The 13,004-nt window shown below is 36.0% G+C and carries 10 protein-coding genes and 1 pseudogene; all 11 read right to left on the bottom strand.

Translation table 11 applies throughout. From position 1 onward, the window contains the following. Nucleotides 1-158: 158 nt before the first annotated feature. Nucleotides 159-2,090: a threonine--tRNA ligase gene (gene thrS / locus BN55_RS04500; protein ID WP_008470669.1), complete on the bottom strand. Its 1,932-nt coding sequence runs from the start codon at nt 2,088-2,090 to the stop codon at nt 159-161. A 280-nt stretch (nt 2,091-2,370) separates the two neighbouring features. Beyond that, the gene (gene dnaI, locus BN55_RS04495) at nt 2,371-3,270 is read right to left on the bottom strand and encodes a primosomal protein DnaI (RefSeq protein WP_008470667.1); all 900 of its coding nucleotides are present in this window, start codon (nt 3,268-3,270) and stop codon (nt 2,371-2,373) included. A gap of 13 nt (nt 3,271-3,283) precedes the next feature. Next, a complete protein-coding gene (locus tag BN55_RS04490; RefSeq protein ID WP_008470666.1) occupies nt 3,284-4,627 on the bottom strand; it encodes a DnaD domain protein in 1,344 nt (447 codons plus the stop codon). A gap of 5 nt (nt 4,628-4,632) precedes the next feature. Beyond that, entirely contained in the window at nt 4,633-5,100 is a 468-nt protein-coding gene (gene nrdR, locus BN55_RS04485) for a transcriptional regulator NrdR (protein WP_008470665.1), read from the bottom strand. Nucleotides 5,101-5,105: 5 nt separating this feature from the next. Then, nucleotides 5,106-5,702 (bottom strand): dephospho-CoA kinase, encoded by a 597-nt coding sequence (gene coaE / locus BN55_RS04480; protein ID WP_008470664.1) that lies wholly within the window; start codon nt 5,700-5,702, stop codon nt 5,106-5,108. After that, nucleotides 5,699-6,529: a DNA-formamidopyrimidine glycosylase gene (mutM, locus tag BN55_RS04475; protein WP_008470663.1), complete on the bottom strand. Its 831-nt coding sequence runs from the start codon at nt 6,527-6,529 to the stop codon at nt 5,699-5,701. Before mutM ends, coaE begins: the two co-directional genes overlap by 4 nt. An 11-nt stretch (nt 6,530-6,540) precedes the next feature. After that, entirely contained in the window at nt 6,541-9,207 is a 2,667-nt protein-coding gene (gene polA / locus BN55_RS04470) for a DNA polymerase I (RefSeq protein WP_008470662.1), read from the bottom strand. Between the two features lie 114 nt (nt 9,208-9,321). Next, nucleotides 9,322-10,098 (bottom strand): sulfite exporter TauE/SafE family protein, encoded by a 777-nt coding sequence (locus BN55_RS04465; protein ID WP_008470661.1) that lies wholly within the window; start codon nt 10,096-10,098, stop codon nt 9,322-9,324. A gap of 118 nt (nt 10,099-10,216) precedes the next feature. Continuing rightward, nucleotides 10,217-11,314, bottom strand: coding sequence for a low temperature requirement protein A (locus BN55_RS04460; protein WP_008470660.1), 1,098 nt, complete (start codon nt 11,312-11,314; stop codon nt 10,217-10,219). Between the two features lie 78 nt (nt 11,315-11,392). Next, a complete protein-coding gene (gene murC / locus BN55_RS04455) occupies nt 11,393-12,709 on the bottom strand; it encodes a UDP-N-acetylmuramate--L-alanine ligase (protein ID WP_008470658.1) in 1,317 nt (438 codons plus the stop codon). Nucleotides 12,710-12,805: 96 nt separating this feature from the next. Beyond that, nucleotides 12,806-13,004, bottom strand: a pseudogene (locus BN55_RS04450) (YtpR family tRNA-binding protein); the annotation flags it as partial.

Below are 13,004 nucleotides of genomic sequence, written 5' to 3'. Positions count from 1 at the left end.
GTTTATTCCTCCTCTATTTGCTTAACAGTATAGACGCTTAAATTCTAAAATCTATAAAAATTCGGCGAGTGGTAACTTTTTAACGGTGAACGGTTATAAATACAAAAAAGAGCAGAGAATTTAACGTTCTCTGCTCTTTTCTAATTTGGATTTATTAATTATTTTTCTCTTGAGTATGACTTAACATCTGCATCAATTTCAGCAATAAAGTCATCTAAACTCTTAGAAATTTGTTCTTCAGTACCATAGCGACGAACATTAACACCATTTACGTTCATTTCATCGTCACCTAAAACTAAAGTATATGGTACCTTTTGAGTTTGTGATTCACGGATCTTGTAGCCAAGTTTTTCATTTCTGTGGTCTACTTCTGCTCTGAATCCGCGCTTAGCTAATTCTTCACGAACCTTGTCAGCATATGCACCATGAGCATCTTCGTTAACTGGAATAATTTCTGCTTGAATTGGAGCAAGCCAAGTTGGGAATGCACCCTTGTAGATTTCAGTTAAGTAAGCAATGAATCTTTCCATAGTACCAACAATACCACGGTGAATCATAACTGGACGGTGTTCTTCACCATCTTGACCTACGTAAGTTAAGCCAAATCTTTCTGGAAGCATGAAGTCAAGTTGGATAGTTGACATAGTTTCATCGTTACCCAAGGCAGTCTTAGTTTGAATATCAAGCTTAGGACCGTAGAATGCTGCTTCACCTTCAGCTTCAACATAGTCAAGACCAAGATCATCCATAGCTGCTTTAAGCATTGATTGAGATCTTTCCCACATTTCGTCGTTTGCGTAGTACTTGTCAGTGTTCTTTGGATCACGGTATGAAAGTCTGAAGTAGTAATCAGTAATATCAAAGTCTTTGTATACGTCCATGATTAACTTCAAAACTTTAGCAAATTCTTCACGGATTTGATCTAAGGCTACGAAAGTGTGACCGTCGTTTAAAGTCATTTCACGTACACGTTGAAGACCTGACAAAGCACCTGATTTTTCGTATCTGTGCATCATACCTAATTCAGCGATACGGATTGGTAATTCACGGTATGAACGGATGTGGTGCTTGTAAATTTGAATATGTGATGGACAGTTCATTGGACGTAATTCAAGCATTTCGCCATCACCCATGTCCATTGGTGGGAACATGTCATCACGGTAGTGTGCCCAGTGACCAGAAGTCTTGTAAGCATCAACGTTCATTAAAACTGGAGTATAAACGTGTTCATAGCCATCGGCAACTTCTTTATCAACAATATATCTTTCAACAACGCGACGAATAGTTGCACCCTTTGGCATCCAGTAAGGAAGACCAGCACCAACTTTAGGATCAACAAAGAACAAGTCTAAGTCTCTACCAATAGTTCTGTGGTCTCTTTCTTTAATTTCTGCACGACGCTTCAAATCTTCATCTAAAGCAGCCTTCTTGAAGAATGCAGTACCAAAGATTCTCTGAAGCATTGGGTTAGAAGATTTACCTAACCAGTAAGCACCAGCAACTGACAATAACTTGAAGTTCTTAATCTTACCAGTGTTTGGCAATAATGCATCAAAGCCGAAGTCTACAAAGTCGCCTAACTTAAATACATCAACTTCGCTATCAGCATCTTTAAGCAATTCCATCTTGTATGGATCATCTTTAAAGATGTCTTCTAGTTCTCCACGACTCATCTTAGCGTATTCAATCTTTTCACCGTTCTTGATAGCTTTTTCCATTGCCTTTTCAAGAGCTGGCAATTCGCTAACTTTGATTTGGTCTTCTTTATCAGTATCTACAAAGAAGCCACCTTCGTCTGCTTCGTGCAAACCAAAGTGCATTTCAGGATACTTGTTTTTAATTACTGCTTCAAGTAAGAATGCTGCTGAAGCACGCAAAATATCTAAACCTTCTTCGTCTTCATCAGTAACAATAGCAGCTTCAACATCTTCGTTAATCTTGTAATCTAATGGCTTAAGTGCACCGTTAATCTTGGCACCAACTGCCTTTTTTGCCAAAGAAGTAGCAATTGAAGATGCCAATTCCTTAACAGAAATTTCCTTTTCAAATTCTTTCTTTGAACCGTCTGGCAAAGTTACAGCAAAACTCATATATTTACCTCCAAACAAAAAATCCCAGCACAAAAAACTGTGCTGGGACGTTAAATTACGTGGTTCCACCCAAAATTCGAGCTAACAAAAGTTAACTCCTCTATAGGTCGTTAATGGTTCCTAACCAAATTATTAATTTTAGGTTTGATGAAATTGGGGCGCCTTTTATTCAAGAGCTTCCAGAACTAGGCTCTTGTCTCTGAGTTAAAGTCGTCATGTCTTTCATTGATTTTCATTATACTAGCTAAAATTTTAGTTTCAAGTGCTTTTATCAGAAAAATTAAAAACGTCTATTTTGACCGCCAACAAAAACTTCGCGACTCAAATAGCGAACGCGTTGCATCAGCCTTTTTGCCTTAACTTCATCAAGACTATTTTTAGTTTCAGCCAAATGCTGTTCTAAGGCATTCATATCCATGTTTGAACTAAAGAATGTCGGCAAGTCATTGTCCATTCTCTTTTGCAAAATAACGCCCAAAACATCATCGCGCGACCATTCGCTCAAGCTTTCTGCTCCAATATCGTCAAAAATCAAAACTGGAGCATTGGCAATTCGGTCAATTTCTTGATTTAAGCTATTATCTTGGAAATGGCTACTGAGACCGGCAATAAAACTCGGCACATGTAAAAAGATAACGTTGCTACCTTCACTAGCAATTGCATTGGCTAAAGCTGCTAGAATATAAGTTTTTCCCACGCCAAAATCACCTTCTAAATAAAGGCCTTTAGCATGGTGATCTTTTTTATAGTTCTTAATAAAATTAGCAATTTCAACTAAACTTTCGCGTCGTTCAGGATTTCGATCAATGCTTGTTAAATCTACATTGCGTAATTTCTCAGGTAAATCAATTAATTCAATTCTATGCTTTCGCTGAGCTAATTCTTGCGCTTTTATTTTTTGCTGAGTTGGAGCAAAACGAATATCAATTACACGGCCGTTAATAAACAATTGTGGTTGATAACCTTTTATAACTGAATTGGGATGTTCAATTTGATCTACAAAAGTAAAAATATTTGCCAGCGAAGCCTTAATCATCGCATTATCGATGCGATCACGATTTTGATTTAAAAAATCCTGCACTTGTGAATTGCTTATAGCTTTTTTGGCTAAGCTATCTGAATTTTGATCTAATTGTCGATCCTTAATTATTTGTGAAATCACATCAGAAATTGGTTGCATTGTTTACCGCTTTCTAGTCCTTTTTGCCAAAGTCTTTAAAGATCTCATTCAACTCTTGATCAGACATTTTGACATTTGAGTTTTTATTTTTATCTTGATAATTGCTCCAATTAGTCGTCTTTCTGATTCTTCTTGGAGCCTTACTATAAGTGCGTCTATTTTGATTTTGCCGACGCTTTTTCATATAGCTAATCGCTTGAGTCGGCGTCGTTACACCAGCTTGCAGCCAGTTATTAGCAATCTTATCAGCTAAAGTTGCTGTTAAAACAGAATCATATTCTAGACATGTTCGCACTAGCATGTTGATTAACTGCGGACTTAAGCCATATTGACTCTGCAAGCGAAAGACAACGCTTTTTTCGCGAGTTGTGACATAGCCGCCTTTTTGCCGTTTTAAGAAATACAAATAATCAATAGCTGAATATTCGCTTACTTGCTTAAGCAGCTTATTATCTTTATCAGACAAATTCTGAATTGTTTGGACTGCATTTTTATTAGAATTTTGCGTTAATTGTTTATTAATCAAAGCTTTATTTTTCTTTTGTCCAAAATTCTCAGTTATAACTGAGACAATCTTTTTCATGTCCAAAGTTAAATCGCCAGCTGACAAAGTAATTAAAGTATTATCAACAAACTCTTGCTCAGTTAAATCATAAAAAGAAATAATCTCAACAATTTCTCGACGGTGTTTGTTAATTTCGCTTTCTGGTACATGATAGGACGCAAATAACGAAATTAAAAAGTCCCAATCAACTTGCTTAAGATTTTTACCCAAAGATATGCCTTCAGAATTAGCCTTTTTAAAGCTTTCACCTGCCTGGCGCACGCTAGCTGGGGGAGTAATGGCAACTGAAGCATTTAAATGATAAATATCAAAAAATCCCGCACTAATATCTTTGGCATTTTTTAGACCAATAAATTCTTGGTCTTTAAATTCTTTAACTAAACGTTCAAATGCGACAATCCCCACTCTTTCTTGCAATAAGCTTGAAAGCAAAAAAGTGTTAAAAAACTCTTTTGGAGAAGGAACTGGCTTTAATTTAAAAATCAAAACTTCTCCTAAAATTGGATTTTCTCCTAAATAAGTCTTAACTAAACCAACTGCTTCTAATTGATGAATACTTGAAAAAATATTTTTTAAATTCGTATTGGTTTGGTCTTGCAGCTGATAAAGCGTCTTATAATCGCCAGCAATTGGAACAGAATAAAATTCGTTAATTAAAGTCGTATACAGCCCTGTGCTAATAATTCCAACTAAAGGCTGGAATAACTTAGTCAAAACTTGCTGATCTTTCTGGGTAAATTCAATTTTATTAGCTACATAAAAAGGTTGCTTCGGATTAGCGCTTGCATACATTCAAGCTAATTCTCCTTACCATGTTTATTCATCATATCTTCCATTGCTTCCATAAAGCCTGAAACATCTTTAAATTGGCGATAAATACTTGCAAAGCGGATGTAAGCAACATCATCTAAGTTTGCCAATTCGTTCATTACTAATTCACCGATTTCTTTAGATGAAATTTCAGATACGCCTTGTTTTCTAATAGCATTATCAACATGATCGACTAAGGCATCTAATTGATCGCTAGTAATTGGACGTTTTTGAGCCGCCATCATAACACCATGCAAAATCTTATCGCGACTGAATGCTTCACGAGTGCCGTCATTTTTGATTACTAATAATGGAGCTTGTTCAATTCTTTCAAATGTAGTAAAACGAAAACCACAATTTTCACATTCTCTTCTACGTCTAATAGCGCGATTCTCATCGCTAGGACGTGAATCGATAACTCTTGATGAATTTTGGTGACAATTTGGACATTCCATTTTTCTTACCTACCTATTCTCACAAGTATCTGGCTTAATTTTGCTTCTAAATCGGCAATACTACCATTATTATCCACCACAAAATCTGCCAACTTCTCTTTTTCTTGGAGCTTCATTTGACTATTTATTCTACTCATTGCTTGTGCTTTATTCAAATTATTTCTTTCTTGCAGTCGCGCTAGTTGATGCGATAAATCTGCGCTGATCACTAAAACGCTATCGCAAAGCTGATCATAATGAGTTTCAAATAGCAATGGCACATCTAAAATAGCTAACGGTGTATCTTTTTTTTGATAATTTTGCATTTGCAAAACGATCGCTTTTCTGATCAAAGGATGGGTAATTTGATTGAGCTCATTTAACTTAGCTGGAGCGCCAAAAACAATTTTACCCAATTTTTTACGGTCGATTTCTTTTTCATCATTTAAAATACTTGCGCCAAAATGATCCACAATCGCTGTATAGCTTGCGCCATTTTTTTGCATTAAATCATGCGCAACGCGATCTGCATCAATAATTGGAATATTCTTTTTTTCAAAAAAAGCATCTGCCGTAGTTTTACCAGTGGCAATACCACCTGTTAATCCTAAAAAGTACGTCATTTATACACAACCTGACAATGAGGACAAAAAGTGGTCCCTCTTCCATTAACTTTTATTTTTTCTAAAATAGTGCCGCAGCGCGGACACTCCTGGCCTGCATGACCATAAACTTGAAGACGATCTTGATAGCCACCCATCATCCCGTCAGCGTCTAAAAAAGTATGCACTGTAGTTCCGCGCAATTCAGTTGCATTCTCAATAGTAGCATTGATGCTATCATACAAAACTTTAACTTGCTTGACTGGAATTTTAGCTGGAGTACTTAAGGGATGAATCTTACTTTGCCATAATACTTCGTCAACGTAAATATTTCCTAGCCCGCAAACAATACTTTGATCTAAAATGCTTGTTTTGATATTTTTCTTCTTTTTAGCAAGCTGGCCTTTCAAATAATTAAAAGTAAATTCTGAACTATTGGGTTCCGGACCTAGATGACGAATGCCTGTGGTTTGTCTTTCAGTTCCAGTTTCAACTAGATGCATTCTCCCAAACTTACGCACATCATCATATCTAAGAGCAGTCCCATCATCAAATAAAAATTGCACATGCTCATGCTTTTGCTTAGGCGTATCTTTTGCAACTAAACGATACTTTCCTTCCATTCGCAAGTGAGAAACCAAAGTTAAATCATCGCTCAAACGAATCAAAAGATATTTACCATAGCGGTCAATTCCAAGAATAGTTTTATTTTGCAGCCTATCTGCTACTTTTTGGCTATCTCCCATAATAATTTTAGGATACCAAACAGTAACTTTTTTGATTGTTTTTCCTTTAATAAGCGGCTCTAAAGTTCGCCGGACAGTTTCAACTTCTGGCATTTCAGGCATCAAATCACCTCTTATTTTGCATCATACCAATTGTGACCCCAATTTGAATCTGCAATTAATGGTACGTCTAATTTAACTGCTGATTGCATAACTTCTGGGACAATCTTCTTAATTGTTTCTAATTCATCTGCAGGCACATCAAAAATTAATTCGTCGTGCACTTGTAGAATCATCTTTGTCTTTAAGTGCATGTCATCAAGTTTTTTCTGCATATTGATCATTGCAATTTTAATAATATCAGCAGCAGAGCCTTGGATTGGCGAGTTAATTGCAGTTCTTTCCGCGAATGATCGAACATTAAAGTTCTTAGCATGAATATCTGGCAAATATCTTCTGCGATGCATGATTGTTTCGGCATAACCTTTTTCACGCGCATCTTTAATTGCTTTATCCATGTAGTCTTTAATTTGTGGATATTGTTCAAAGTAATTATCGATGAATTCTTTAGCTTGTTTGCGACTAATGCCGATATTTTTAGATAAACCATAGTCAGAAATACCGTAAACAATACCAAAGTTAACAGCTTTTGCATGGCGTCTTTGAAGCGGCGTTACTTGATCTGGTGAATCCAGGTGGAAAATCTTCATTGCAGTGTGGGCGTGGATATCATAGCCAGAATTGAAGGCTTCTTGCATATGCGTGTCGCCTGATACATGAGCTAACACGCGCAACTCAACTTGAGAGTAGTCGCAAGAAAAGATATAGCCATCTTTAGTCGTTGGCACAAAAGCCTTTCTAATTTGCTTACCTTCATCAGTTCGTGTTGGAATATTTTGCAAGTTAGGATCAACTGAAGAAAGTCTGCCAGTAGCAGTTAAGGTCTGCAAGTAGCGCGTATGAATCTTGCCGTCATCTTGAATACATTCAAGTAAGCCTTTGACATAAGTACTTTGAATTTTAGCTATTTGGCGATAATCCAAGATTGCTTGCACAATTGGACTCTTAGTCTTTAATTGATCCAGTACTTCAACTGAAGTTGAATATCCCGTCTTAGTTTTCTTAATTGGTGGCAAGTTTAATTTTTCAAACAAAATATGTCCTAATTGCTTAGGTGAATTAATATTGAATTCTTCTCCTGCTTGAGAATAAATCTTGTTTTCTAGTTCTTTTAACTTAACTGAAAAATCATTTCCTAGTTGATTTAATACGCTAGCTTCAGCCTTGACGCCCGTGATTTCCATTTGCGCTAAAACAAAGGCAACCGGAATTTCGATAGTTTCGTACAAGTCATCTTGCTCATGCTCTTTTAATTTATCTAAAAGCAACGGCTTCAACTTTTCAATGGCGCTAACTTTTCCAGCTAAATGAGTAAAGAATTGCTCATCATCAGGAATTGCTTGCTTTTTACCTTTGCCATAAACTTCAATATCAGTCTTAACACTATATTCACCATAAAGATGAGCTACTTCGCCTAGATCGTTAGAGTTATTTTCGTTGTTAACCAAATATGAAGCTAGCAACATGTCATAATCTAAGCCTTGAGCCTTAATACCAAGACGATTTAAACCGACATAAGTTCTCTTTAAGTCAAAGACGTTTTTGTGAATTGTCTTGTTTTCTAAAATTCCTCTGAGTGGCATCTCAGTTAACATTGCATAGTCTTTTGAAACGTATAACTTATCATTGACTTTTAAAGCAAAACCTTCAAATGGTGCCAAGTGATAGTTGTCACCTAGCATCCCCAAATAAAAAGTAATTTCTTTAGCATCTAAATTATCAAGTTCATGAATGTTGTCACTAGTTAATTCTTGATAGTCATAGTGTTCGAGAGCTTCTTGATTATCCTGACTTCCAGTTGCATTTAATTCTGCCAAAAACTTCTTAAAGCCCAAACGTTCATATAATTGACGTAACTTTTCTACGTCCGGCTCTTCTAACTTCGTATCAGTCAAGTCAATAGTAACTGGCGAAGTGCGATCAATGGTGGCTAACTTTTTAGCTAAAAACGCCTTGTCTTTGTCATTGAGCAAGTTTTCTTTTAGCTTAGATGCCTTCATTTCATCAACGTGTTCATAGAGATTCTCAACTGAGCCGTATTTTTGAATTAAACGCGAAGCAGTCTTAGGCCCTACTTTGGTGACGCCAGGGTAATTATCCGAATTATCGCCCATCAAGGCCTTCATATCGATAAATTCAGTTGGGGTAACACCGTTTACTTTTTTCATGTGTTCTGGCGTATAAGCTTCAGTATCGCCGACGCCATTTTTAGTGATAAAAACAGTCGTCTTATCAGAAGCAAGCTGGGTTAAATCCCGATCTCCGGTCACTATGCTTACCTTGTAGCCAGCGTCTTCACCCATTTTAGAAAAAGTACCAATAATATCGTCGGCTTCGTAGTTCTTTAATTCATAGCTCTTAATACCAAGATCAGCCAACATTTCTCGAATTACTGGCAACTGCTCTAATAATTCGCTAGGAGTTTTTTGACGACCGCCCTTATAATCTTGATACATCTTGGTTCTAAAAGTAACTTTGCCAGCATCAAAAGCAACTAAGATATTAGTGGGATCGACTTGTTTCATAATTGCATCGAGCATATTTTTAAAAGTAAAAATTGCATTAGTATGCAAGCCATCTGGACTAACAAAACGATCTAATTGGCGATATAAAGCATAAAAGGCACGAAAAGCAACAGAGTTACCATCAATCAAAAGTAATTTTTTATTGGTTTGTGTCATGTTTTCTCCTTTTTTATTTAAATTAAACAAAAACTGTCATACATAGTCTCTTAACTATTTTAACAGTTTTTGTTTTATTCTTTTATTCAATGAGACATTTTTAAGAAATGTTTTTTAACGTAAGAATTTCATTCCAATCATTATGATTCCTAACAAAATAAATACCCAGGCAACGATTTTATTTAAAACTCTTTCATTTACCTTGTTTGCAATATGCGAGCCAATCATGCCAGCGATTACGGCTCCTAGCGCAATCCATAAGCCATACTTATAATCAACGTTGCCTTGTCTAGCATAACCAAGTAATGAGGACAAGGCAGTAATAGCCATAATAACGGTAGAAGTACCAACTGCTTGATGCATTGGGTAGTGCAAAATAAAGATAATTGTAAGTAAGACCATAACTCCACCGCCAGCACCAACTAAGCCGCTAATAATGCCAATTCCAAAGCCGAGTCCTAAAAGAGCTAAAGTTTGAGCAAGTTTAGACTTAAAATGGACGCCTTGATTTGGATCATAGACTTTATTTTTCCTTCTTAGGGTTGAAATTCCCGAAAGAATTAACATAATCGCAAAAAGTGCATTTAGTTTTGTATCAGAGATAATTCCAGCCCAATGACTGCCAAGTTGGGCTCCCAAAACTGAACCAACTGTAATCCAGATGCTAGCTTGCAGACGCACGTTTTTATAGCGGATATAAGTTATTGAAACGACAATACTTGTAATTACATCAACTAATAAACTTGTCCCAATTGCTAGGTGCGAATTAATGCCAAAAAGCAGCGTCAACGCGGGCACTACGACAGTTACACCGCTTGCGCCAATTAGACTGGTAATAGTTCCCGTAATAAGTCCGACAATGATAATTTCGATAATAGTTAAAATAGACATTCTCAATGCCTCATTTCTAATCTACGTCTTCAAATATTCATTGTATTAGCTTTTTTAAAGTAAACCAAAAATAAAAGCAAAAACTGACCTAGAAAAATCCAGATCAGCTTTAAATTTATCAATTACTCCTTTGTTTTTTCTTTAAATAATATTGTCCAAAAATTATTACATTTAAAACGAGCAAGACAATCAATAAACCAGTTTGCGAGTTTCTTAATAAATAAAACAAAATTATCCCGGCTATTAAACAGACGCAAGTAGTCAAAATATTGATCATGTTCAATTGAAACTTAGCCTTATTATAAACACTCAAAGTTAAAATAAACAGATAATAAATAGCTACTGCCACTGCCAAAAATAAAGCGACAAAAGTTTTATTTACATGGTTCATATTCAAATAAACAAATCCAACTGTGATTGATAGGATTGTAGCAACTAAAGCAACGTGGCTATACATGAGGATGAATCCTTTATTGTACTGCTTTTCTTCAATAAAGTTGTCCACTTCAATCACATACGTAGCAAACATCAAAACTAAACTAGCAAATACCAAAATTGGTAAGTGCAACGGGATATTCTTGGTAAAATAACTGGCAATGTTAACCACAGCTTCACCAAAAGCAATGATAATAATTAGGCTCACTCTTTCAACTAAATGAGGGAAATTAATATTAGCTGCATTAAATTTTTTATACAAAACAATTGGCAATAAAAACCCTACCAAATAACCCACAATCGCAAAATAAACGCCAACATCATAGCCTAAAAATAAGCCAGCAATGATTAAAGCTAATTCAATTGCCAAAGTATAGATAAATACCCGATGATCGCTCTGTTTGTCTTTTGAATTACCCAATGCATATTGCAAAAGAAGATCAACAATCATTACCGCCATCGCAATATTGAAATATTCAAAAGTAATATGCCAGTCAGTATTGATATTATTTGACAGATAAACCATCACAAACATTTCAACTATTAATCCAGCAATATCACCCAAGCGATCTTTACCGTAGCGATTAAAATACAAAACTTGATATAGCCAGACTTGCATAACAACTACTACAACTAACAAAAATTGAAAATAATTAACAGCTGGGAGGACGCCATTAACTGGATGATGAATCATGACAGCAATTTTTGAGATTGCATAAACAAAAACTAAATCAAAAAACAGTTCAAACATCCCTACGCGTTTTGCGATAATTGCTTTCATCAAATGTCTCCTCCATACTAAAAAACTGTTAAATCGCTATTTAAGCAACTCAACAGTCTTAAAAATCAATTTTAAAAATTATTTCAATAATTTTTCGTAGGCATCTTCATACTTAGGAATATCGCCAGCGCCCATAAATACAACAACTGCATTCTTATGCTTAGTTAAATCAGCAATATTATCTAAGTCAATTACTTCTGAACCTGGAATATTTGTAACCAAGTCTTCACTTGAAATATCGCCGCTTGCTTCACGAGCAGATGCATAAATTGGAGTAACGTATGCTTTATCAACGTCACGCAAGATTTCTTCGAAATCTTTTTGATATTTCTTAGTTCTAGAAAATGTATGTGGTTGGAATACAACAACTAATTCTTTTTCAGGGAACTTTTGACGAGCCGCTTGAATAGTTGCACGCATTTCAGTTGGATGGTGAGCGTAATCATCAATGACAGCAACATCGCCGAAGTCTTTTTCACTAAATCTTCTCTTAGCACCCTTAAATGTTAATAAGCCAGCTTTAATGTCTTCCATTGGCACTTTTTCAGTGTAGGCAACCGCAATAACTGCAGTTGAGTTTAAAATGCTGTGGTCGCCGAATAAGTGAATTTCAAAACGACCTAAATCTTCGCCATGAGCTAAAACGTTAAACTTAGAACCAGTAGTTGATTTTTCAATGTTAACAGCTTGGAAATCATCGCTATCTTTAAATCCATAAGTATACTTAGGAATATCAGTATGCAAGCTTTGAAGGCGCTTGTCATCGCCCCACACAAAGAGTGCCTTTTTAGTTTGATCAGCAGCGGTTTGAAAAGCGCTAGTGTAATCGTCTTGATCTTTGAAGTAGTCTGGGTGGTCAAAGTCAATATTAGTCATAATTTGGTAATCTGGGTGATATGCCAAAAAGTGACGACGATATTCATCAGCTTCATAAACGAAAAAGCGTGAACCTTCAACACCTTTACCGCGGCCATCCCCAATCAAGTATGAAGTTGGTGCAACTTCGCCTAAAACGTGAGCTAACAAACTAGTAGTTGAAGTCTTACCGTGAGTTCCTGAAATACCAATTGAAGTATGAGCTTGGACAATTTCTTCCACAGTATCAGGATAAGATTGCCATTCAACGCCTTTATCAAGACAAGCCTTAACTTCTGGATTATCTTCTTTAAAAGCATTTCCCTTAACAATTACTTGTTCGGCATTACTTTTAATATTATTTGGATCAAAGTCCTTAACTTCAATTCCAGCTTTTTCAAGCGGAACTTGCGTAAAGGTGTATTTTTCAATATCGCTTCCAGCAACATTATAGCCTAAGTCATGCAATAAAAGAGCTAAAGAAGCCATACCTGTACCTTTAATGCCAATAAACCAAATTTGCTTATTTTTATCTAACATAATCAATATCTCCAATAAAATGCCAAAAATATTCGCTTATCATTTTACCATTTTTCTTCAAAAAAAGAGTCCCAATTTAATTGAGACTCGTTCATTTTAAAGGCTAATTTGACCACTAGCTAATAATTCATCGCACTTGGTTGGTTCAAATTCATCCCCAACTTTAAAGCTATCTGGAACAACCATAATACCGCGTTTTTGTGGTGCGTGAGCTAAGCCTAATTCACGAGCTGAACAGATCATACCGTATGAATCAACCCCACGCAATTCACCTGGCCAAATTTGTTGGCCATTT

The organism is Lactobacillus hominis DSM 23910 = CRBIP 24.179, from assembly GCF_000296835.1.
Lineage (GTDB): Bacteria > Bacillota > Bacilli > Lactobacillales > Lactobacillaceae > Lactobacillus > Lactobacillus hominis.
The sequence above is the reverse complement of the archived record's forward strand: the minus strand, read 5'-3'. Positions and strand labels throughout refer to the sequence as shown.

Excerpts from the sequence above, each read along its gene's own strand:
- murC (WP_008470658.1), bottom strand. The coding sequence starts at position 12,709 with ATGTTAGATAAAAATAAGCAAATTTGGTTTATTGGCATTAAAGGTACA.
- BN55_RS04460 (WP_008470660.1), bottom strand. The coding sequence starts at position 11,314 with ATGAAAGCAATTATCGCAAAACGCGTAGGGATGTTTGAACTGTTTTTT.
- thrS (WP_008470669.1), bottom strand. The coding sequence starts at position 2,090 with ATGAGTTTTGCTGTAACTTTGCCAGACGGTTCAAAGAAAGAATTTGAA.
- dnaI (WP_008470667.1), bottom strand. The coding sequence starts at position 3,270 with ATGCAACCAATTTCTGATGTGATTTCACAAATAATTAAGGATCGACAA.
- mutM (WP_008470663.1), bottom strand. The coding sequence starts at position 6,529 with ATGCCTGAAATGCCAGAAGTTGAAACTGTCCGGCGAACTTTAGAGCCG.
- BN55_RS04465 (WP_008470661.1), bottom strand. The coding sequence starts at position 10,098 with ATGTCTATTTTAACTATTATCGAAATTATCATTGTCGGACTTATTACG.
- BN55_RS04490 (WP_008470666.1), bottom strand. The coding sequence starts at position 4,627 with ATGTATGCAAGCGCTAATCCGAAGCAACCTTTTTATGTAGCTAATAAA.
- coaE (WP_008470664.1), bottom strand. The coding sequence starts at position 5,702 with ATGACGTACTTTTTAGGATTAACAGGTGGTATTGCCACTGGTAAAACT.
- nrdR (WP_008470665.1), bottom strand. The coding sequence starts at position 5,100 with ATGGAATGTCCAAATTGTCACCAAAATTCATCAAGAGTTATCGATTCA.
- polA (WP_008470662.1), bottom strand. The coding sequence starts at position 9,207 with ATGACACAAACCAATAAAAAATTACTTTTGATTGATGGTAACTCTGTT.